Origin of the sequence: Winogradskyella sp., assembly GCF_028289625.1 — a bacterium.
Taxonomy (GTDB): Bacteria; Bacteroidota; Bacteroidia; order Flavobacteriales; family Flavobacteriaceae; genus Winogradskyella.
In genome coordinates this window covers 1-23,097 of sequence record NZ_JANQOM010000091.1, presented here as the reverse complement: position 1 = coordinate 23,097, position 23,097 = coordinate 1, and the positions used below count along the sequence as shown (strand labels likewise).

Here is a 23,097-nt window from a genome sequence, read left to right as displayed (position 1 = left end):
TCTTTGCAGCCTTAAAACAAAAGAAAACACAATGCAAGACGGTTTATACGCAAAATTCAATACCTCAAAAGGTGAAGTAGTAGTCAATTTAGAATTCGAAAAAACTCCAGGTACAGTAGGTAATTTCGTGGCATTGGCAGAAGGCAATTTGGAAAACTCTGCTAAGCCTCAAGGCACTCCATATTACGATGGTTTAAACTTCCACCGCGTTATTCCAGATTTTATGATTCAAGGAGGTTGCCCTCAAGGCACAGGCACAGGAAGTCCTGGTTATAAATTCGATGACGAAATTCATCCCGATTTAAAGCATGATGCTCCAGGGAAATTATCGATGGCCAATGCAGGTCCTGGTACTAATGGAAGTCAATTCTTTATCACACATGTTGAGACACCTTGGTTAGATGGTAAGCATACCGTTTTTGGCAATGTCGTTGAAGGTCAGGATATCGTTGATGCCGTGGCACAAGGAGATAAGATTGAAAGTATTGAAATCATTAGAGAAGGCGAGGCTGCTAAAGGATTTAATGCCGTTGAAGCGTTTAGAACTTTTGAAGGAGCTCGTGAAAAACGTATTGCTGCCGAACGTGAAGCTGCAAGAGTCGAACTTGATAAATTAGCTGCAGGATTTGATGAAACCGCTTCAGGTTTACGTTATAAAGTCATCCAAAAAGGCGATGGTAAAAAGGCTGAAAAAGGCAATATGGTATCCGTACATTACAAAGGCCAATTAGCAGACGGAACAGTTTTCGATTCATCATATAAAAGAAATGCACCATTAGACTTTCAGGTAGGAGTAGGACAAGTCATCCCTGGATGGGATGAAGGTATTTGCTTGCTTAATGTTGGTGACAAGGCGCGCTTGGTAATACCAAGTGATTTGGGATATGGTTCCACAGGTGCAGGAGGTGTGATTCCGCCAAACGCTACTTTGGTTTTTGATGTTGAACTTATGGGAATCAAATAAGCTTGTAAAAAATACTGGTAACATTATTCAAAAAAAATCGTCTCACTTATTAAGTGAGACTTTTTTATGCATAGTATATTAAATTATCACTTACTAAGTTTGTCACTTGGAGTGTTCACGGCGTGGCGTGATTGTATCGAGAAGTTGACAAATATGTAGTTCTCGATAGTTCTACTGAGTCAGTTGTAGCATGATTTGCTTTTCCAGAGATAGTTATCGGGACGCAAATAACTTGGTCTGACTTAACTTTAATAATAAAATTTAACCCATACACCTTTGCTTTGTGCTTTGGTGTATAAGCCAATCAAAAATGAAACCAAAAACACCAACCTTAATTCTTATCGTCTTGGCCTTATTAGTCAGTTGCGGAAATTCTGTTGAATATTCAGAAGCCTTTAAAAAAGAAACCTCAGGGAAATACCTTTATAATCCAGATGAGCTGATTTTGGTCTATTATGACGACAATAAACTTCGCCTTAATTGGAAAGGTGGCGAAATAGAACCTGTGACTTTAGAGGAAAACGAATTTTTTGTGCCAGATATGTACAAGAAGTTTCGTTTTGTACAACATCCTGAGACCCAAAAACGTTACTTATCTATTGTTGATGAAGATAACCAAGAGAAAACAACTTATGACTATCTCAAAGTTGGTGATGATTATAAAACGCCAAGTCAATATTTAGAAGTCGGTAACTATGAAGCCGCATTAGCTGGTTATTTGGAAATTAAGAAGCAAGACTCTACCAGCTCTTACATTAGCGAATGGGGTTTTAATAGTAAGGGGTATCGTCATATAAGAAACAAAGAATATGATAAAGCCATTGGTGTTTTGACAATGAATACCAAGCTGCATCCTGAAAGTCCTAATGTTTATGATAGTTTGGCTGAAGCTTACCTGAGAAGTGGTGATAGTTTACAAGCCTATACCAATTATAAAATAGCTTTGGAAAAGAATTCGGGCAATAAACGCGCAAGGAATTACATAAATGCTTACAAACCTAAGCAAGATTAGTGTAATAGATTACTAGGTTTTTAGTTAAAAATAAAACGCACCAAAACAAATCCTTATAAAATGTTAATGTTAATATAGACGGGATAGTTTTCAACGTATCTTTGTCTTGTTGATGAAAAAGAAAACTATAGCTGTAATTGGTGCTGGTATTGCTGGTATAGCATCTGCTATTAGGCTTCGGTCACAAGGACATGAAGTTACGGTATTTGAAGCCAACACTTATCCTGGTGGCAAGTTAACAGCTTTTTCTGAGAGAGGTTACCGTTTTGATATGGGACCTTCGCTTTTTACCATGCCGCAGTTTATAGAGGATTTGTTTAAAGCGGCCAACAAACCAATTGCCCAGTACTTTAAGTATAAGAAAAAAGATATCGTTTGTAATTATTTTTATGAGGACGGTACAACCTTTAGCGCTTTAGCAGATATCAATGCATTTGCGGATGAAGCTTCTAAAACCTTCATGGTTGAGAAATCAAAGCTTTTGGATTATCTAAATAGAAGCAAAAGAAAATATGATTTAACGGCGTCCTTATTTTTGGAAAAATCGTTACATAAAACATCTACATATCTATCTAAAGACACTATAAAGGCTATTTTCAATGTTAGCTCTCTAGACATTAATACATCCTTGGATGATTTAAATTCTAAGGTCTTTAAGGATGAGCGTTTGGTTCAGTTTTATAACCGCTTTGCCACTTACAACGGTTCGTCTCCCTATCAAACCCCTGGAATTATGTCTATGATTCCACATTTAGAGCAGTATTATGGAACTTATTTCCCTAAAGGAGGCATGCATTCTATTACGCAAAGTTTATTTCAATTGTCCAAGGATATTGGTGTTGTCTATGAATTCAATAAAAAAGTAGAAGAAATCATTGTTGAAGAGGGTAAAGTACAAGGTCTAAGGGTGGATGAAAATTTTTTTGAAGCAGATGTTGTAGTTTCAAATGCTGATGTTGTACCGACCTACAGATATTTATTACCAAAGCATAAAGCACCTGAAAAGATTTTAAGCCAGCCTAGGAGTAGTTCAGCCTTGATTTTTTATTGGGGAGTAAGACAACAATTTCCGCAACTCGATTTGCATAATATTTTCTTTTCAAAAGATTATAAGACCGAGTTTAATTACATCTTTAACGAGAAGGATGTATATCACGATCCCACGGTTTATATCAATATTACATCTAAAGAAGAGCCAAATGATGCGCCCAAGGGGTGTGAAAATTGGTTTGTGATGATAAATGTACCAAGTAACACAGGTCAAGATTGGGATATCATAATCGAAAGGGCAAGAGCGAACATTAAAAATAAGCTCAACAGATTACTCAAAATAGATTTAGATACTTTAATTGAATACGAGAATATCTTAGACCCAAGGTTGATTGAGTCTAGGACCCAAAGTTATCAAGGTGCCTTGTATGGGGCCTCTAGTAATAACAAATATGCGGCATTTCTAAGACACCCAAATTTTAAAAGTTCGATTAAGAATTTGTACTTCTGTGGTGGAAGTGTACATCCAGGAGGAGGAATACCATTGTGCTTATTATCAGGTAAAATAGTATCAGATTTAATTCAAAAGGCAACTGAATGATAGATAGAAAATTCGTAAGGTACTTATCCATCTTTTTGATTTGGTTGTTTTCTGTTTCAGGGGTTATAGGATTTTTATCTCCTGAATATTCAGAATGGTTTTTAAGTATGACACCTTTTAATTTGCTTTTAACCTTTGTGATTTTAGTAGTAAATATTGAAAAATTTGAAAAGCAGATTCTAATAGCAATTGCCATACCATTTTTATTGGGTTTTATTACCGAAGCCCTTGGTGTGAATTATGGATTGATTTTCGGAAATTATGCCTATGGTGAGAATCTTGGTTATAAAGTTTATGGTGTGCCAGTTATGATATGTGTTAACTGGGCATTATTAACTATGGCAACGGCAGATGTATCAAAACGATTTGCCAAGCATATAATAGCCACCTCATTAATTGGAGCAGCATTAATGACTGGTTTGGATTTCATTTTAGAGGTTTCAGCACCTCGTTTTGATTATTGGGAGTTTGAGAATGGAGAGGTTCCATTACAGAATTATTTGGGGTGGTTTGTTACGGCGTTTATAGCGCACTTGGGTTATCAATCTTTTAAGATTAAAACAAATAAGACCATTTCATTTAATGTGTTAATTTCTATTGTTGTATTTTTTACCGTGTTTTTATTCTTTTAAATGACAAAGTACGACTACATCATCTTAGGCGCTGGAGCATCTGGTTTGATGCTGGCTTATCGCATGGCCAAAGACGCGTTTTTCGACGATACATCTATTTTGATTATAGACCAAGTTAAAGAAAAGGGTAACGATAGAACTTGGTGTTATTGGGAAAAAGGACAAGGCGAATGGGACGATATTTTGACTAAAACATGGCCTAAAATTTTCTTTGGGAGTCAAAAATATTCTGAAACTATTAAAATTTCACCTTACAATTATAAAATGATAAAGAGTGATGATTTTTATAAGTCGCTTTGGAAAGTCATTTCAAAAAAATCAAATATCACTTTTGTTAAAGCTTCAGTAAAGGATTTTTCGGAATATGACAATCGGGTTGAGGTGATTACTGAGAACGAAAGCTATTCGTGTTCAAAACTATTCAACAGTATACATCGACCACACGTTTATGATGGGCAAGATCAATATCCTGTGCTTAAGCAGCATTTTTTAGGATGGTTTATAAAAACAGAATACGATGTTTTTGATGACACGGTAGCGACTTTTATGGATTTTACGGTGCCACAAAATGGAAATACACGATTTATGTACGTGTTACCTATAGATAAAAAAACGGCACTCTTTGAGTATACGCTCTTTTCTGAGGACTTACTTAAACAATCAGAATATGAAGATGCCATAAAAGTTTATTTAAAAGCTAAGGGCATTCAGGATTATAAAATTATTGAAAAAGAAAAGGGTGCTATTCCTATGACATCTTTTAAATTTTCAGAATTAGATTCCAAACACATATTAAATATCGGTACTGCTGGTGGTTGGACCAAAGCCAGTACAGGATATACCTTTAGAAATACAACCAAAAGAACACAACAACTCATATCTTTTTTAAAACAACAACAAGACCTCTCCAGATTTAGTAAAATATCCAAATTCTGGTATTATGATTTACTCTTTTTAGACGTTCTCGGAAAGCACAATGGAGAAGGCGCCAATCTATTTGCTTCTATGTTTAGAAAAGGTAATACTAGTACGATTTTCAAATTTTTAGACGAAGAATCGAGTTGGTTTGAAGATTTGAGAATTATATTTTCTGTGCCATCAAAACGATTTATTCAATCCCTGCTAAAACGTCTAGTTTAACTTTCAGAATAGATTTGTCCTCTGTGAGGTTTAAGCGCATCTCTGATAGGCTTCATTTTAGGTTCATCAACAACCATATATGCAATACTATGCATTTCGCTAAAAGTCTCTACTCCGGTTTTAATCACATCCACAGCGTTTAGTGCAATGTATTCTTTTAAATGAATGAGATGATGCTCAGCTGTTTTTTGGCTTACGGGACCTCTAAAATCCCATATGAGTTTTAATTTACGCATTGGTTATGGAAGTGCCGTTTTCGACAAAATTTTTAAAATTAGTCATGTATTTTTTCGTTTGCTTTTTGAAGGCGCCTGGCATTAGGAAGAGCATAGCATTCATCATAAAATTAGTGGGTTGAAATTCGTTTTTGCAAATCCATTTTGTGGAACCCTTAGAGGTTTCGGTAAAGTAGTTCTGTTGAATATTTCTAACTCCTTTGGTATTGTAAGTGGCATGAAATTCTTCAGGGAAATTTTGCTTAGTAACGGTTTCTATGAGTTCCATCTTCCGTTTCCCAAAATCATAACTCAATTTCATCTTCGCACCAAACTGACCTGGTGTTCCGGAGATATGCTCTGTGCTGACCAAGCCATTTTGCCAATGCTTCTTGTTTTGGGTAGAATCCATTTTTTTAATAACCTCATCAAGTGGTTTATTTATGATAATTTCAGTAGTATATTTCATGCTGTAAAATCGATTCTAGATAAATATAGTAAAACCGTAAATACTAACTCTAAATTATCGACGTTCCTACCATTTTAGAAGCTGTAAACGAATTATTACAACACGATTGTTAATTAAATTATGATGGCTGTTCGACTTGTAAAATAAGTGATTTGTGTTATTTTTGCTGCATTCAGAAATTCATGTAATTAACTTAAGATTACAATGATTTAACAAAGAAAATATTATGAAAATGAAACTAAAATTTAAATGGTTGTTTTTAGCGTTATTCGCACTCAATTTTTCGTTTTCCCAAGACCAAGATGAAATACTTTTAACTGTGGATGGTGACCCTGTAATGACTTCAGAATTTTTAAGGGTTTACAATAAAAATTTAGATTTAGTTAAAGATGAAAGTCAAAAGGATGTAGATGGCTATTTGAAGCTTTTTACGGAATACCAATTAAAATTAAAAGAAGCGAAGCGTTTAAAACTGCACGAAGATGCTAAATATCAGCGCGAATTTCAAAGATATAAGAAACAGCTAACCCAAAATTATTTATCTGAAAATAAAGTTACGGATGCCTTGGTGAAAGAGGCCTATGATCGTAGCGGTGTTGATCTTAATGCGTCTCATATATTAGTGAGATTGGATGACAATTCCCAAGATACATTAAGTGCCTATAATGAAGTATTAAAGTTAAGAGAACGTGTTTTAAAAGAAGGTTTTGATGTAGTAAAGGCAGATGTACATAATGGACAAACCATTTTCTTGGAAGATCTAGGGTATTTTTCTGCATTTAAAATGGTTTATGACTTTGAAACAGCGGCATATAATACACCTAAAGGAGAAATCTCTATGCCATTTAGAACACAGTTTGGGTATCATGCAGTTAAGATAAACGATAGACGACAATCTCGTGGCACCATAACAGCAGCTCATATTATGGTAGCGCTACAGCAAAAGGATTCGCTTCTAAACCCTGAAGAGCGCATAAATGATATCTATAAAAAGATTGCGCAAGGCGAAAGTTTTGAATCGCTTGCTAAGCAGTTTTCGGATGATAAGAGTTCTGCAAAAAACGGTGGAAAGTTATCGTCTTTTAAAAGTGGGCAATTGAGCTCTACTAAGTTTGAGGATGAGGCCTTTGCCTTAAAGGCAGATGGAAATATAAGCAAGCCCTTTAAAACAGAGTACGGTTGGCATATTGTAAAACGAATAGATTTAAAGCCTATCCAAACATTTGAGGATCAAAAGCCAACCCTAGAGGCAAGAGTAAAAAGGGACTCAAGATCCAAGCTTATCAATACTGCTATGGTCAATGAACTTAAGAAACGTTACCAAGTATCCCATGAAACCGATGCAAAATCTTATTTTGAATCTATTTTGAACGAAGAATTTTTTAAACGGTCATGGAAATTGCCAGAAGAATTCGATAAGGGTAAAGCAGTGTTCACCATTAACAATAAAGCATTTACCTACAGCGAATTTGGGCGCCACTTAATGTCAGCACAACGTACTTATATGAATAAAAGCACCTCTTTTTCCAATGTTGTAGATAGAGAATATCAAAAATTCTTTGAGAAATCCATTTTACAATATAGAGAAGATAACCTTGAGCTCGAAAATGAAGATTTTGCCAATATACTTAAGGAATATAGAGACGGATTGTTATTATTTGACTTAATGGAAAAAGAAGTTTGGAACAAAGCATCCAAGGATACAACAGGTCTTGAAAAATATTACCAAAAAAATAAATCAAAATATCAGTGGAACGATAGAGTAGATGTTGTAATGGCTTCAACGGCAGATAAGTCAGTGGCAGAAAAAGTTTTGAAGATGATGAGAAAAGGAAAGTCTGAAGAAGAAATAGTAACCGCTTTTAATACAGACTCCAAAAAGAATATCATTTTCACAAAGGGAGTCTTTGATTTGAATGATGACAAGTTGCCTTCAGGTTTGAGTTTTCAAAAAGGCGTTGATAAAATATACGAGCATAATGATGCGTTTCATGTTATAGATGTTATTGATGTATTGCCCTCTGGGGATAAAACCCTTAAGGAGGCAAGAGGCAATGTCATTAATGATTACCAAACTCAGATTGAAACGGACTGGATGGACAATCTTTATGGACGTTTTGATATAGTTGTTAATGAAAAAGCGCTTAATGCTGTTAAAACGAAAATAAAAAATCAATAGATTTTGTTGAAAAGAACGTTCTTGCTTTTAGGAATATGTTGCTGTTTTGTTAGTTGTGATTTTTTCAAAAAAAAAGATGATCGCCAACCAATAGCAAGAGTCAACGATGCTTACCTCTATAAAGAGGATGTAGCAGATTTGGTGCCAGAAGGTGCAAGTAAACAAGATAGCTTGGTTATAGTTAACGCTTACATTAACCGCTGGGCAAGGCAATTGTTGTTAATGGATGGTGCGTTGCTCAATCTCTCAGAGAAAAAACAGGAAGATTTTTCGAAGCTTATAGAACAATACAAAAATGATTTATATACCAAGGCTTATCTCGAGGCATTGGTAAAGAAAAATATAGATACGGTTGTAAATATTGATGAAGCTAAGGTGTTTTATGACGCTAATAAGGAATCGTTTAAGCTAAATGACGACTTACTACAATTAAGATACATTAGTCTGCCATTAAACCCCATTGATTTAGATACCATTACAAACAGATTTAGACGTTTCGAAGCTAAGGACAAGCGCTATCTAGATTCAATTTCCCTTCAATTTAGATCCTATTCCCTAAACGATTCACTTTGGGTTAAGTTTAGTCAGGTTGTGGAAAAAGTTCCTGTAGTTACTCAAGAAAGTAAAGGCCAACTGTTAAAAAAATCTAATTTCTTACAACTCAAAGATTCATTAAACCTATATTTGATGCAAGTTAATGACATACGTCTACAGAATGATTATGCTCCTTTGGAGTACGTTAATAAATCCATAAAACAAATTGTCATTAATAAGCGAAAATTAGAGCTTATTAAACAACTCGAAAATGATATTTCAAAAGATGCTATTAAAAATAATAAGTTTCAGATTTACAACTAATATCTTAAGTATTTGTTACTTCTTGCTGTTCGTTGGCGTGGTTGGTGGGCAAGAAATTATTCTAGAAGAAGCACCAGTCAAAAAAGCAAAAGATAGTGTAGTCAACAAAGCACGAATTAAAGCCGATGGTGTGGCTGCCGTTATTGGTGATTTTATTGTTTTAGAGTCTGACTTAGATCGCGAAATTGCACAATTAGAGGCACAAGGTGCTGATTTATCAGGTGTTTCACGATGTGAACTTTTTGGAAAACTTTTGGAGGACAAGCTATATGCACATCAAGCCATTCAAGATAGTGTTATAGTTAATGAATTATATATTCAATCCCTCGTAGAACAGCAGATTCAGGGTATCTTGGCACAAACCCAAGGAGATATGCAAGGCTTGTTGAAGTTTTACAAAAAGGAATCGGAACAAGCGCTTAGGGATGAGATGTATGAGATTAATAAAAATAGTTATCTCGCTCGGGAAATGCAAAAGAAAGTTATTGATGGAGTAGAGGTAACACCCGAAGAGGTAAGGACATTTTTTAATGATATTCCCAAAGACGAAAGACCAACATTTGGTACCGAACTTAAAGTAGCCCAGATTGTGGTAGTTCCAGAAGTTACCGAAGCTGCCAAACAAGAGGTAATCAATAAATTAAAAGGCTTTAAGCGTGATGTCGAAGAAAACGGCTCGAGTTTTACCACCAAGGCTTTGTTTTACTCTGAAGATTTAGGTTCAAAAAATAATGGAGGCTTATTGCCAACCATGAATAGAAAACAACCAAGAATGGTTAAAGAGTTTAGGGATGTTGCTTTTAACTTACAAGAAGGGGAGATTTCCGATCCATTTGAAACTGATTTTGGTTTCCATATCATTTATTTAGAAAAGATTAGAGGCCAAGAGTATGAAGTAAGGCATATTTTGTTGCGACCAGAGATTACGCCAGACGCTATTAAAAAAGCAAAGGATGAAATTGATAAGGTGAGAGAGCTAGTCGTCTCTGGAAAACTATCATTTGCTGAGGCCGCTAGGGAATTTAGTGATGAAGAAGAGACGAAATATGAAGGCGGTAAACTTACCAATCCTACAACACAAGATTTTAATTTTGAATTGACCAAAATGGATACGGAAATGTACACCCAGATTCAAGGATTAGAGGATGGGAAGGTTAGTGAAGTCATTCAGGATGAGGATCGTGTGAATAGGATTAAATTTAAAATTATGACGGTAACCGATAGAATAGATGACCATGAGGCTGATTTTGCCAGGGATTATTTAAAAATCAAAGAACTGGCACTACAAGATAAACATGTAAGGGCTATAGATAAGTGGCAAAAAGAAATTATAGAAGAAACCTATGTTAAGATTAATGGTGTATATAGAGACTGTGAATATCAAAGTAATTGGTTAAAAACACAATAATAGATGTCTGATGTTACCATAATCGAAAACTTTGTAAAGAAGTGCAAAGTTCTTAAACAGGAAATTGCTAAAGTCATTATAGGTCAGGACGATGTTGTAGACCAGATTTTAATCTCTATTTTTTCTGGCGGCCACTCTTTATTAATTGGAGTACCGGGCTTAGCAAAAACCTTAATGGTGAATACCATTGCGCAGGCTCTAGGTTTAGATTTTAAGCGCATTCAGTTTACACCAGATTTAATGCCAAGCGATATTCTCGGGAGTGAAATCCTTGATGAGAACCGTCACTTTAAATTTATAAAAGGTCCAATATTTGCCAATATTATTCTTGCTGATGAAATCAACAGAACACCGCCAAAAACCCAAGCTGCACTTTTAGAGGCTATGCAAGAACGAGCGGTTACAGTTGCTGGCCATCAGTATAAATTGAGTTTGCCTTATTTTGTGTTGGCTACACAAAACCCTATTGAGCAAGAAGGAACCTACCCGTTACCCGAAGCTCAATTAGACCGATTTATGTTTGCTATCAGATTGGAGTACCCTTCATATAAGGAAGAGGTTGAAGTCGTAAAAGCGACTACTACGGATATGCAAGTATCGGTTAACGCCTTATTTACTGCCGAAGAGATTATCGATTTTCAGAATGTTATTCGTCGTATTCCGGTAGCCGATAATGTGGTAGAATATGCAGTGTCGCTAGTAGCTAAGACACGACCAAAAGCGGATACTGCAGCAGATATCGTAAAAGAGTTTGTGGATTGGGGAGCAGGACCACGAGCCTCTCAAAACTTAATTCTTGCAGCAAAAACCCATGCTGCTACCATAGGTAAATTTTCACCAGATATAGAAGATGTTCAAGCCATTGCCACAGGGATTCTTAGACATCGAATCATAAAGAACTACAAAGCTGAAGCGGAGGGAATAACAGACGAAAGGATTATTGAAAGCCTGTTCTAATCCTTAAAAGAAGTTTAAATAAAAGGCCTCATGAAAATTTTCATGAGGCCTTTTAGTTGCTATTCGTTTTTTGATTTAGTCTTTGATGGGTTGCTCTAAGTCTTGTTTTAAGTGTTTAGCATAAAAGCCCATCATGGCCTTGTATAGAGCAATTCTGTTTTCTTCTTTACCAAACCCATGGCCTTCATCGTATCTTACCATATAAGGTACGTCAACACCTTTTGCTCTCAAGGCTTCAACGATTTGATCTGATTCGTCGATGTTCACCCTTGGGTCATTGGCTCCTTGCACCACAAAAAGTGGCTTTTTGATTTTTTCAACATGAAATGCAGGAGATACTTCTTTCATAATTTCCTTTTCTTCAGGTACATCCGGATCGTACCAGATTTCCTCTACAATTTCTTTATAAGGCTTCCAATACTCTGGGAAAGAATCGTAAAACGTGAAGATGTTAGACACACCAACATAATCGACACCACAAGCATACAAGTCAGGCGTTTTAGTTAAACCACGCAATACAGCATAACCACCATGACTTCCACCATAAATTGCTGCATTGTCTTTATCAACCCAACCTTGGTCTATCACATATTGTAAACCATCTTCTACATCGTCCATAGCTTTTCTACCAATTTGCTTAAATCCTGATTCCAAGAACTCACGACCATAACCACCAGAAATTCTAAAGTTTACCTGTAAAGTCGCATAACCACGGCTCGCAAATAGCTGTGCCTCTGGATTAAAACCCCAAGAATCTCTAATGCCTTGTGGTCCACCGTGTGGATTTACAATTACAGGAACTCGTTTACCTTCTAGAGCAGCTTTTGGTAGGGTTATGTAGCCATGAATGGTTTTACCGTCTCTACTCGTAAATGTGATTGGTCGCATCTCAGCCATATCCTCTTCAAGAAGATTTGGCATTAAATCATAAAGTAATTTAAACTCATCTTTTTTAGCATCATACGAATAATAAGTGCCATATAATTTATCACTTTGTAAAAAGATTAAATATTTGCTCTCATCATCAGTTACATCAGCTATGGAATAGCTATAATTAGGAAATTTGCTTATGATTTTACCGTGTAGTTTTTTGTAATAATCACTTACCGGAACAATGACATTTTTATCACCTTCATAAGAAAAATAATCTAGTTCGTAACCTCTATGTCTCGATAATGAAAGACCAGAAACGTCATAGTTGTCATTAGAAAATAGTTTTTTAATGACTTTATCTTCCTTTATATCGTATAAATAGATTTGTGTTTTGTCGCTATCTAAGTTAGATATCACATAAGCATCATGAGGATAGTCAGTAGCATAATTAAATGATGAAATACCAAAACTATCCTTCCAGTTTAATTCTTTTATAACTTCAAAAGTTTCTCCATCAAAAGTGTAATATAAATCAAAATTTACACCATTACGCAATCTTGCAAAGCCGCGTAGGTTTCCATCTTTATCAAACTCATAACCATCAATAGGGTTGGCGGCATCGTCATTTTTATAGAGCTGTTTGAGTTCGCCAGTGACGATATTGATTTTATAAGGTTCAAAAATTTGAGGATTATTTTGATTCATAGAAATAATCATATGGTCTTTATCTTCTTTAAGGCCGTTTAAGATGTTCACTTTTACACCATCGAAAGGTGTCAGCTCTTTTTGATTTTTTCCGTCTATATCTACAGCAAATAAGTGATAATCTTCATTACCCCCTTTGTCCATGATGTAAACTAGTCGGTTGTTATTTGCCCAGCCAAAGCCTCTAACGAGTTCTTCTTTCTCTTCAATAACACGTGTCACCTCATCAGTTTCTACGTTTTTTACATAAACATGGTTTTTCTTATTGTCGTCTTTCTCTCTATACGATAAGTACTTACCGTCTGGAGAAAAATTGAAAGATCTTGCTTTTGGTCGGGCAAAATAGTCTTCAACGGCATACTTATAACTGTTAATAGGTTTCCAGTTCGATAATTTTTCTAAATCTTCTTCAGAAGTGGGTAAAGCGGTATTACCAGGTAAGGTTTTTACGGTTTTGTTTAAGGTTAATGGTAGTTCATTTCCGCTTTGATAAAATGTACCTGTAAAAGTATTTTCTGCGAACGTCCCCACATATTTAATACCAGCTTGATTAAATTTAATGGTCAATGTGTTATTTTCGAAAGTAGTGACATCCATAGGAATATCAGTAGCACCTTGTGATGGGCTGTCCATGGTAGAAGCATAAGTTCCATCTTCCATTGTGATATTAAATACTAATGGAATCTCAGTACCTTGTGCGGATAGTTTTCCTTCCCACGCACCTGTTATTTCTTGTGCATAGGTTTGCGATAAGAGTCCTATAAATAAAAATAAGACTCCACTCAATTTTAAAATTGTAGTTTTCATTTTAAAAGTTTAAGATTGAAAGTTCGTTTACTTGTACTGAATAAATTTCAGTATTGATTGTTCAATTAATACACAGTTAGAAGACATATAACAGACTTTGTTACAGATAAAACGTTAAAATTAGGATTGGTCTTTGAAAATTATATTTGCTATAAATGCAGATATAAAAAAAATGAATCGAAATACATAATCATTCTAAATAAGTCAGATTGTTAAATTATTGATGCTAAAACAATTTTATTGTTAAAATTTAAAATAATACTTAAAAAAAGTTGAAAATTATGATTTAAATTTAAAGAAATTGCGATTTTGTTACATATTTTTAAAAACCCTTAAGAATTCGTAATTTTGTGGGACTTAAAAAAAATAATTATCAACCTTTTAAATATACTTTATGGCTTTTGACATTGACATGATTAAAAAGGTTTATGCAACAATGGCTGAGCGCGTAGATGCAGCTAGGGAGATTGTAGGTAAACCATTAACACTTTCAGAAAAAATATTGTATTCTCACCTTTGGGAAGGAAAACCGACACAAGCATTCACTAGAGGAAAAGATTACGTCGATTTTGCACCAGATCGAGTGGCTTGTCAAGATGCGACTGCACAGATGGCATTATTGCAATTTATGCAGGCAGGTAAGGCTAAAGTTGCTGTTCCAACAACGGTACATTGTGACCACTTAATTCAAGCCAAAAATGGAGCTGAATTTGATTTAAGGCATGCAAATGAAACTAGTAGAGAAGTCTTTGAGTTTTTAGAATCAGTATCTAATAAGTATGGTATTGGATTTTGGAAGCCAGGTGCTGGGATTATACACCAAGTAGTATTAGAAAATTACGCATTTCCGGGTGGAATGATGATTGGTACGGATTCGCATACGGTAAATGCCGGCGGATTGGGTATGGTTGCCGTTGGAGTTGGTGGTGCTGATGCCGTTGATGTTATGGCAGGTATGGCATGGGAGCTTAAATTCCCGAAACTCATAGGAGTTAGGTTAACAGGTAAGTTGTCTGGTTGGACAGCACCTAAAGACGTTATCCTTAAAGTAGCAGAAATTCTTACTGTTAAAGGAGGAACTGGATCGATCGTTGAATATTTTGGTCCAGGTGCTTTGTCAATGTCATGTACAGGAAAAGGAACTATCTGTAATATGGGAGCTGAAATTGGTGCAACGACATCTACTTTTGGTTATGATGATTCTATGGAGCGCTATTTAAGAGCTACCGATAGGGCAGATGTAGCAGATGAAGCTAATAAAATAAAAGAATACCTTACGGCAGATGCCGAAGTTTATGAGAATCCTGAGCAGTATTTTGATCAGGTTATCGATATTAATCTTTCGGAATTAGGACCATTATTAAACGGCCCTTTTACGCCAGACTTATCCACTACTGTAGGTAGGGAAATGACAGAAAAGGCTAAAGATAACGAATGGCCAATGCAAGTAGAATGGGGATTGATAGGGTCTTGTACCAACTCCTCTTATGAAGATTTATCAAGAGCATCGTCAATAGCACAACAAGCCTTAGATAAGGGGCTAAAGACGAAAGCAGAGTTTGGTATTAACCCAGGCTCTGAGCAAGTACGCTATACGGCTGAACGCGATGGTATTTTGCAGGTTTTCGAAAAACTGGATGCTACAATATTCACCAATGCTTGTGGCCCTTGTATTGGGCAGTGGGCACGTTACAGCGATCCAAAAAATGCGCCTAAGAATAGTATTGTACACTCGTTTAATAGAAACTTTGCCAAACGTGCCGACGGTAACCCGAACACGCATGCTTTTGTAGCCTCACCAGAAATTACAGCAGCTATTGCTATTGCAGGACGTTTGGATTTTAACCCAATCACAGATACACTAATTAATGAAGATGGAGAGGAAGTGATGTTAGATGAGCCAACAGGATGGGAACTGCCACCAAAAGGTTTTGATGTTAAGGAAAATGGCTATTTAGAACCTGTAGCGGATGGCAGTGGAGTGGAAGTTACTGTAAATCCTGATTCTGAACGTTTGCAGTTGTTGACGCCATTTGAGCCTATAGGTGATTCTGTTACTGGTGCTAAGCTTTTAATCAAGGCCTATGGAAAATGTACTACAGATCATATTTCTATGGCTGGTCCTTGGTTGCGTTTTAGAGGACATTTGGACAATATTGCCAATAATACTTTAATTGGTGCTGTTAATGCATACAATAAACAGACCAATTTTGTAAAGAACCAACTAACAGGTGAGTATGGTGGAGTGCCAGACACACAGCGCGAGTACAAGAAAAATCGGACTTGGTCAGTTGTAGTAGGAGACCACAATTATGGTGAAGGTTCATCTAGAGAACATGCTGCAATGCAACCAAGACATTTGGGTGTTGCTGCGGTGATTGTAAAATCTTTTGCTCGTATCCATGAAACCAATCTTAAAAAACAAGGTATGTTAGGTCTTACCTTCGCTAATGAAGCCGATTACGATTTAATACAAGAAGATGACACTTTCAACTTCTTGGATTTAAATGAATTTGCGCCAGGTAAACCGTTGCATATCGAGGTGGTTCATACTGATGGGTCTAAAGATACGATTTCTGTAAACCATACCTATAATGATTCTCAGATTGAATGGTATAAAGAAGGATCAGCACTTAATTTAATTAAGAAGCAGAACGCTTAGATTTGAGTAAGTGTTTATTATAGTTTACAAAACTCTCAGTTATTGCTGAGAGTTTTTTTTGATATTTTGTAAGTTTTTTCAAATAGCTGCGACACTTTTTACATATACTACCAATATTCTAAGCGCTATTTGTCATGAAATCATTTTGGTTTTTTGAAGACGTCAACCTGTTTAAGCTATTGTGCCCTCATAAGTTTAAAGCTTACAAACAAGCACATACTTTTGATCACTACCGCAAAGAAGATTATATTTATTTTGAAAATGACTCTTCTAATAAAGTGTATTTAATAGAAAAAGGAAAAGTAAAAATCGGCTATTATAGTGAAAATGGTGATGAAATGGTTAAAGCTATTTTAACTAAAGGTGAATTATTTGGCGAGAAAGCCATATTAGGAGAAAGTCGTCGCGAAGAATTTGCACAATCATTAGACAACCAAACCTCTATATGTCCTGTTGGTGTGGAAACCATGCACGATTTAATGCGAGATAATCAAACATTTAGTTTCAGAATTTATAAATTTATTGGTTACAAGTTTAAAAAACTCGAAAGGCGATTACAATTGTTGCTTTTTAAAGACTCTAAAACGAGGTTGATTGAATTTTTGGATGAACTTTGTTCAGATTATGGGTATAATTGCGAAAAAACAGGAGATCAAATCATTAATCACCCATATACGCAAAAGGATATCGCATCTTTAATTGGAATTTCGCGACCAACATTGAATATCCTTATGAACGAACTCAAAGAAGACGATATCATAGACTTTAATCGCAGACAGATTAGAATCCATAACACTTCGGCATAAATATATTTAATGAAATCTAAACTCAATAAGCGAAATATTATATTTCTCGTTATAATCGCCATTCTCATCATACCTCAAACAAGACAGCCTTTGCAGATATTATTGCATAAGGGGCTGAGTTACATCAACCAATCTTCGGTTATTAATGAATCAGATAGAGTTCTTATATCTTATGATAACTGGCAGTTGCAATCAGATACTAATACCCAACTTGACTTTAAGACCACAAAAGGTAAAGTCGTATTTGTAAATTTTTGGGCGACTTGGTGTCCTCCCTGTATTGCAGAAATGCCAAGCCTTCAGGCATTATACAATGATTATAACGATAAAGTAGAATTCTTATTCATTACAGGTGATAGTTTTAAAACGGTAGAAAACTTCAAGAAAAAAGAGAATTACAATTTTGAAGTCTTTAACCCTTTGAATAATATACCAGAAGCGTTAACAACGCGATCCATTCCGAGGACATTTATTATTAACAAAAAGGGAGAAATTGTGGTTGACGAATCTGGTGCAGTAGACTGGAATAGTAAAACCGTAAGAGGCCAACTAGATCAATTGCTTTCCGAATAATTTATAATCTGCTTAAAGTTTAAAACCTTGCTTTGTAGTTTCATTACAGCTACATTAGTTTCAATAAATCTCTATTAAGAGTATTTGTCATTTCGAACGCAGACAGAAATCTCATCATATATTCAAGACTAGGAGATTCATCGTCCTTTCCCTTCGACTTCGGTCGGAGCTCAGCTCTGTCAGAATGACTAGATGCAACAAATTGAATTTCATTCATTGACCAAAACTATGGATTTGAAATCTATGGTGGTTTATTTGAAATACTTAAAAGGAACGATTAGCATTCCAAAGTTTTCACCATCCTTTTTGCCCAAATGTTTATGATGAATTTTATGAGCACGTCTTACTCCACGAGCATATTTATTATCGATATTTCGTAACCACTTAAAACGTTGATGAATGAATATATCGTGTACAATGAAGTAGGCTAATCCATAAGCCATTATACCTATGCCTATAGGTAAGCAGTACCACATATTTTGTTCGCCCCAAAGATAGAAACAGGTCATGCTTACTACAGCGTAGAAAATGAAGAAGGCATCATTACGTTCAAACCAACTGTCGTGATCTTTGTGATGATGGTCTTTGTGCAAACTCCACAGAAAACCATGCATAATGTACTTATGCGTAAACCATGCGTTGAACTCCATAATGAAAAACGTTCCGAAGAAAATTAATATCCAAAAAACAGTTTGCACACCAGTAATCTTAGTTTAAAGCAAATTTAATTGATATTTCACATAACTACGTGTCAGCAACTCAATCTTTTTATAATTAGGCACTCTAATTCTTGCTGATTTAATCTCTAAGGCAGGAGTGTTTTTAAGCTTCTGAAGTAATTTGTTATAGTAACGATAAGCCATAAATACGCCAAAGCGCGCTTCAAGCGGTAAACGCTTAATCCCTTTTAGACCTTTAGAGAAATCGTCTTCGATGTCTTTTATTATAGCTTGTTTCGACGCTTCATCTAAATGATTGAGATCGGTATTTGGGAAATACGTTCGGCTTAGATCTTCAAAATCAGCTTTTAAATCTCTTAAGAAATTCACTTTCTGAAAAGCAGAACCCAAGCTCATAGCAGAATCCTTTAGATCTTCGTATTTTTTATTATCTCCCTTTACAAAAACTTTCAGGCACATTAAGCCCACCACATCTGCTGATCCATAAATATAGTTTTTGTACTCTTCCTCTGTGAGATAATCTTTCTTAAATAGGTCTAATCGCATACTATCCATAAAGGCATCAACCAAATGTTTATCAATGTTGTATTTATGATAAGTCTCTTGAAACGAATTCAAAATAGGATTCAAACTAATTTTATCTTTTAAAGCATTTTCTAATTCGGTCTCAAAATTTCTAAAAAGCTTTTCCTTATCATAATCATGAAAGGAATCTACAATTTCATCAGCAAATCTCACAAAACCGTAGATGTTGTAGATGTCTTGTCTGATACTTTCAGATAGCATTTTTGTAGCCATCGAAAATGACGTACTGTAGGCATTTGTAACGAGCTTGCTACACTCTTTGGAGACATTGTCAAAAATTGATTTCATGATGTTAGGTATCTTTTCTTAGCAATTCAACTTAATTCTTATTGATGAGGTCAGCCACTAGCTTTCCTGATATTAACGATGGAGGTACTCCAGGGCCAGGGACAGTTAATTGCCCTGTAAAGTAGAGTCCATCCACTTTTTTACTTTTTAATTTAGGTCTAAGGAAAGCAGTCTGTTTCAATGTATTTGCCATCCCATAAGCGTTACCTTTGTATGAATTATATTCACTTACAAAATCGTTAACACAAAAGGACTCTTTAAAAAGTATATGATCTTTAACATTTTGATTGGTTATATTTTCAAAACGATTTATAATGATATCAAAATATTGTTCTCTCAGTTCTGGAGTATCTTCCAATCCTGGCGCGATTGGAATGAGAAAAAATCCTGTTTCGCAACCCTCTGGCGCCATACTTTTATCCGTCACTGACGGAAAGTTAACATAAAATAATGGATTTTCGGGCCATTTTGGGTCATCATATATCTCTTCGGCATGATTTTCAAAGCTTGTATCGAAGAATAAGTTGTGATGTTCTATGGCTTTGAGCTTTTTATTGAAGCCAACATAAAAGAGAAGCGACGAAGGCGCAAATGTACGTTTGTCCCAGTAAGCTTCTGAATATTGTCGATAATTTTGATCTAACAAGGTTTCAGAATGGTGATAATCGGCACCACTAAGCACAATGTCCGAATCTATAGTATTTCCATTCACCCTAAGACCGATGGCTTTTCCATTTTCAACGTTAATCTTTTCAACATTACTATTGGTGTTGACCTCGACTCCCAAGCTTTCGGCTAAGCTTTTCATAGCTTTGATGATTTCGTACATGCCACCTTTTGGGTGCCAAGTCCCTAGGCCAAAATCGGCAAAGTTCATAAAGCTATAAAACGATGGAGTGTCACTAGGCTTTGCGCCTAAAAATAATACTGGAAACTCTAGCGTGGAAATCAACTTAGGGTTCTTAAAGTTCTTTCTCACTTCAGAACTGATGGTTTTAAAAAAACGGTCTACTCTAGTGACGGTATCTTTGGTTACCAATTCGAAAGGGGAGATGCCAGGTTTTAATACTACCTTATTAATGGCAATATCATAATGGTCTTGGGCTTGTGCTATAAATTTTCGAAGTGGCTTAGAGCTGCCTGCTTCGATACGCTCAAATTCCTCACAGATTTGATCCATATGATCTCCGATGGTAATGACTTCATCAGAAAAAAAAATCTTATATGCAGGACTTAACTTATCGAGCTGGTAATAATCACTCGTGCTTTTACCAAAATCATTAAAAAACTTTTCAAAGATATCTGGCATCCAATACCAACTAGGACCAATATCGAACGTGAAACCATCCTTGATGAGTTGTCTAGCTCTTCCGCCAACAGTGGCGTTCTTTTCGTATATAGCTACCTTATGACCGGCTTTGGCTAAATAGCAAGATGCCGATAGGGATGAAAAGCCCGAACCTATTATGGCTATCGTTTTACGCACTAATTATCAACTTTGTCGATTAATGATTGTATACTCTTAAATGCCGAAACGCCTTTAGGTAAGTTGTCTAAGTCTAAGGCGTTCAGCATCTGACCTAAAATCCAAAGTTGGGTGTTGCTACCATTGAGCAGAAGCGTATTGAAATTATCCATATATTTATTGATATCACCTTTTTCTGGTTTTACCGTGAAATATGAGATGTAGATAATTTCGTCGTAGTAATTCTTTAAGTCTGCTAAGCTTTCTAGTGGTACGCTAAATCCTAAGAATATGGATTGGTAACCTTTGCTGACCAATTGATGGTTAATGAACATCAAACCTAACTCATGAATCTCGTTTTCGGGTAGATATAGGACAAATGTTTTTTTCGAATTGTTGACTTGTTTAGACTGTACTTTCTCAGTATTGATTAATATTTTCTGGCGAATAAGCGCGGTTAAAAAATGCTCATGCGCAGGACTAATAGTGTCCGTTTGCCATAACAACCCTATCTCTGTTAAGAGTGGAATAAAGATATCATAGAAAATCTCATAAAACTCTTTTTCTCTCAATAAAGATTCATAGGTGTTGTAGAAAAGAGTTTGGTCAAAATTTAGCATGGAAAGTTTAAATGCATTAATGGCATGGCTTTCCATATTGTTCTCGGCAGCAATTTCCCTAACCAGTATCGGAATTTTATGTTCTTCTATGGTGGCTATTTTTGAAATTTTATAGCCGTTATTATTAAGGTAGCTTACATTGAGTAACTTCTGAAAGCTCGCTAAATCGTAATATCTGATGTTAGTATCGGTACGCTTGGGCTGTAGTAGGTTGTAGCGTTTTTCCCAGATTCTTATGGTATGTGCTTTAATACCAGTAAGGTTTTCTAGGTCTTTGATACTAAACTGATTTTTAATATTGTTCATTTTTTAATAAAAATGTTTAAACAAAAATAAGATTTTAACTGAGAATATACCCACAATTAACATAATTTAATGAAAAACCGCCTGTTGATAAGTACTCTTGTGGAGAAGGTTTAGGAAGAAAAACTAAGACGATTGTGATATAAAGTGCGCACGAGAAGACTCGAACTTCCACGACCTAAACGGTCACTGGCCCCTCAAGCCAGCGCGTCTACCAATTCCGCCACGTGCGCGTATGTAGTGTATTGGGATGCAAACATACTGATAATTTTTCTTAGGAAAAATGGAGATATAATAAAAAGTAAGAAATAGTTAGTTAAGGGTTTCTGAACCTCTCAAGAATCTCCTTATTTTGTCTAATGATGATATCCAGTTTTTGTTCAATAGTCTCATCAATAAATCCCCCTTTTTGAGTTTTGGTTTTTTGGTAATCAGGATTTGGTTCATTAGTCTTATCATCATTAAGCATCTCACCTTTACCTAATAAAACCCACTCAGCGCTAAGGTCGGTATAGAGACTTAAGGTTTTTTCTAATTTATCGCTACCTATTTTACCATTATTTCTTATTTGTGATCCAAAAGCACCATTAGAATAACCCACTGAAGATTCGTAATTTTGTATTGTAATCCCTTTAAAATCAAGGTATTTTTTAATTCTTTGTACTGAACTCATGAAAATTTATTAGAAAAAACCTTACAAATATTTTGATATTAGAAAAAATCTTAATAACTTTGTTTATATGAGGGAAAGGTACACAAAACCTACCTAAAAACTACATATTATTTATGATAAGTAGAGAATTTAGACAAAAGTTTAAAAAAGATTTGGGTGATAATTTCCAGTATTCCAGCAAGGTTCGGCAAAAACTCGAAGCCGCCAAGATGTATACCAACAGAGGAAAAGTAGCCCATATCAAAACCATTAATAACGTGTTTCAAGGTTATCAAGACAATATAGCTATAGAATTGATGATTATGGAGCTTTATGAGGAAGAGATATCCAAGAAGAAAAAACTCGAAAAGTTAAGAAATAAGCATTCCAAAAAATCAGAGGATCCGCAAAAAATCCAAAAAGAGAAATAGCATATGCTTCTAACTTTTATATGTAAAAAAGGCTTTATGAATTCAATGCGTAATGAAATTGTAAGGATTAGATTAGAATAGGATTTGTACTTAGATTTTTAATAGCAATAATCCTCTATATCTTTATATAGATTCACTTTGTTTATTAACTCAACAGGCCAAATTTACCTTGAATTTGGCCTCAGTTTACACCAAAAACCCTAGATAGTTTTATCTAGGGTT

General features: G+C 35.4%; 21 protein-coding genes and 1 tRNA gene. 13 read left to right on the top strand and 9 right to left on the bottom strand.

Annotated elements, in window-relative coordinates:
* The first annotated feature begins 31 nt into the window (after positions 1-31).
* The 5 genes from Q0992_RS16650 to Q0992_RS16630 all read left to right on the top strand — a co-directional run bounded on the left by Q0992_RS16650 (position 32) and on the right by Q0992_RS16630 (position 5,339).
* Positions 32-964: a peptidylprolyl isomerase gene (locus Q0992_RS16650; RefSeq protein ID WP_299527017.1), complete on the top strand. Its 933-nt coding sequence runs from the start codon at positions 32-34 to the stop codon at positions 962-964.
* Positions 965-1,274: 310 nt separating this feature from the next.
* The gene (locus Q0992_RS16645) at positions 1,275-1,976 is read left to right on the top strand and encodes a tetratricopeptide repeat protein (protein ID WP_299527015.1); all 702 of its coding nucleotides are present in this window, start codon (positions 1,275-1,277) and stop codon (positions 1,974-1,976) included.
* A gap of 112 nt (positions 1,977-2,088) precedes the next feature.
* The gene (gene crtD / locus Q0992_RS16640) at positions 2,089-3,567 is read left to right on the top strand and encodes a 1-hydroxycarotenoid 3,4-desaturase CrtD (protein WP_299527013.1); all 1,479 of its coding nucleotides are present in this window, start codon (positions 2,089-2,091) and stop codon (positions 3,565-3,567) included.
* Positions 3,564-4,199, top strand: coding sequence for a carotenoid biosynthesis protein (locus tag Q0992_RS16635; protein WP_299527010.1), 636 nt, complete (start codon positions 3,564-3,566; stop codon positions 4,197-4,199). Before crtD ends, Q0992_RS16635 begins: the two co-directional genes overlap by 4 nt.
* Positions 4,200-5,339, top strand: coding sequence for a lycopene cyclase family protein (locus Q0992_RS16630; protein WP_299527008.1), 1,140 nt, complete (start codon positions 4,200-4,202; stop codon positions 5,337-5,339).
* On the opposite strand, the gene Q0992_RS16625 is transcribed toward Q0992_RS16630, so the two are convergent.
* Positions 5,336-5,575, bottom strand: a complete 240-nt coding sequence (locus tag Q0992_RS16625; RefSeq protein WP_299527005.1) for a hypothetical protein — start codon at positions 5,573-5,575, stop codon at positions 5,336-5,338. The genes Q0992_RS16630 and Q0992_RS16625 overlap by 4 nt on opposite strands.
* Complete coding sequence (locus tag Q0992_RS16620) at positions 5,568-6,023, bottom strand: SRPBCC family protein (RefSeq protein ID WP_299527003.1); 456 nt, start codon at positions 6,021-6,023, stop codon at positions 5,568-5,570. Before Q0992_RS16620 ends, Q0992_RS16625 begins: the two co-directional genes overlap by 8 nt.
* Before the next feature lie 232 nt (positions 6,024-6,255).
* Here Q0992_RS16620 and Q0992_RS16615 point away from each other — a divergent pair, with 232 nt between their 5' ends.
* From Q0992_RS16615 to Q0992_RS16600, 4 genes are read left to right on the top strand one after another with little or no spacing between them, the layout of a single operon-like run.
* Positions 6,256-8,202: a peptidylprolyl isomerase gene (locus Q0992_RS16615; RefSeq protein WP_299527001.1), complete on the top strand. Its 1,947-nt coding sequence runs from the start codon at positions 6,256-6,258 to the stop codon at positions 8,200-8,202.
* A 6-nt stretch (positions 8,203-8,208) separates the two neighbouring features.
* Complete coding sequence (locus Q0992_RS16610; RefSeq protein WP_299526998.1) at positions 8,209-9,060, top strand: peptidyl-prolyl cis-trans isomerase; 852 nt, start codon at positions 8,209-8,211, stop codon at positions 9,058-9,060.
* Positions 9,008-10,468 (top strand): peptidylprolyl isomerase, encoded by a 1,461-nt coding sequence (locus Q0992_RS16605; protein WP_299526995.1) that lies wholly within the window; start codon positions 9,008-9,010, stop codon positions 10,466-10,468. The genes Q0992_RS16610 and Q0992_RS16605 overlap by 53 nt, the downstream gene beginning before the upstream one ends.
* 3 nt (positions 10,469-10,471) lie before the next feature.
* A complete protein-coding gene (locus Q0992_RS16600; RefSeq protein WP_299526992.1) occupies positions 10,472-11,425 on the top strand; it encodes a MoxR family ATPase in 954 nt (317 codons plus the stop codon).
* 75 nt (positions 11,426-11,500) lie between these two features.
* Here Q0992_RS16600 and Q0992_RS16595 read toward each other — a convergent pair whose 3' ends face one another.
* Positions 11,501-13,810, bottom strand: a complete 2,310-nt coding sequence (locus Q0992_RS16595) for a S9 family peptidase (protein WP_299526991.1) — start codon at positions 13,808-13,810, stop codon at positions 11,501-11,503.
* 394 nt (positions 13,811-14,204) lie between these two features.
* On the opposite strand from Q0992_RS16595, the gene Q0992_RS16590 reads away from it, so the two are divergent.
* From Q0992_RS16590 to Q0992_RS16580, 3 genes are all read left to right on the top strand, one after another.
* Positions 14,205-16,472, top strand: a complete 2,268-nt coding sequence (locus Q0992_RS16590; protein WP_299526989.1) for an aconitate hydratase — start codon at positions 14,205-14,207, stop codon at positions 16,470-16,472.
* Positions 16,473-16,606: 134 nt separating this feature from the next.
* Positions 16,607-17,278: a Crp/Fnr family transcriptional regulator gene (locus Q0992_RS16585; protein WP_299526987.1), complete on the top strand. Its 672-nt coding sequence runs from the start codon at positions 16,607-16,609 to the stop codon at positions 17,276-17,278.
* Positions 17,279-17,287: 9 nt separating this feature from the next.
* Positions 17,288-17,851, top strand: a complete 564-nt coding sequence (locus Q0992_RS16580; protein ID WP_299526985.1) for a TlpA disulfide reductase family protein — start codon at positions 17,288-17,290, stop codon at positions 17,849-17,851.
* Positions 17,852-18,102: 251 nt separating this feature from the next.
* Here Q0992_RS16580 and Q0992_RS16575 read toward each other — a convergent pair whose 3' ends face one another.
* The 6 genes from Q0992_RS16575 to Q0992_RS16550 all read right to left on the bottom strand — a co-directional run bounded on the left by Q0992_RS16575 (position 18,103) and on the right by Q0992_RS16550 (position 22,465).
* Positions 18,103-18,549, bottom strand: a complete 447-nt coding sequence (locus Q0992_RS16575) for a sterol desaturase family protein (protein ID WP_299526983.1) — start codon at positions 18,547-18,549, stop codon at positions 18,103-18,105.
* 15 nt (positions 18,550-18,564) lie between these two features.
* Positions 18,565-19,404: a phytoene/squalene synthase family protein gene (locus Q0992_RS16570; protein ID WP_299526981.1), complete on the bottom strand. Its 840-nt coding sequence runs from the start codon at positions 19,402-19,404 to the stop codon at positions 18,565-18,567.
* A 31-nt stretch (positions 19,405-19,435) separates the two neighbouring features.
* Positions 19,436-20,890 carry an NAD(P)/FAD-dependent oxidoreductase gene (locus Q0992_RS16565; RefSeq protein WP_299526979.1) on the bottom strand — a complete coding sequence of 485 codons (1,455 nt, stop codon included), beginning with the start codon at positions 20,888-20,890 and terminating at the stop codon, positions 19,436-19,438.
* The gene (locus Q0992_RS16560) at positions 20,890-21,795 is read right to left on the bottom strand and encodes a MerR family transcriptional regulator (RefSeq protein WP_299526977.1); all 906 of its coding nucleotides are present in this window, start codon (positions 21,793-21,795) and stop codon (positions 20,890-20,892) included. The genes Q0992_RS16565 and Q0992_RS16560 overlap by 1 nt, the downstream gene beginning before the upstream one ends.
* 145 nt (positions 21,796-21,940) lie before the next feature.
* Positions 21,941-22,025, bottom strand: a tRNA-Leu gene (locus Q0992_RS16555).
* 83 nt (positions 22,026-22,108) lie between these two features.
* Positions 22,109-22,465 (bottom strand): hypothetical protein, encoded by a 357-nt coding sequence (locus tag Q0992_RS16550; protein WP_299526975.1) that lies wholly within the window; start codon positions 22,463-22,465, stop codon positions 22,109-22,111.
* 113 nt (positions 22,466-22,578) lie between these two features.
* On the opposite strand from Q0992_RS16550, the gene Q0992_RS16545 reads away from it, so the two are divergent.
* Positions 22,579-22,875 carry a hypothetical protein gene (locus Q0992_RS16545; protein WP_299526973.1) on the top strand — a complete coding sequence of 99 codons (297 nt, stop codon included), beginning with the start codon at positions 22,579-22,581 and terminating at the stop codon, positions 22,873-22,875.
* Positions 22,876-23,097: the final 222 nt, after the last annotated feature.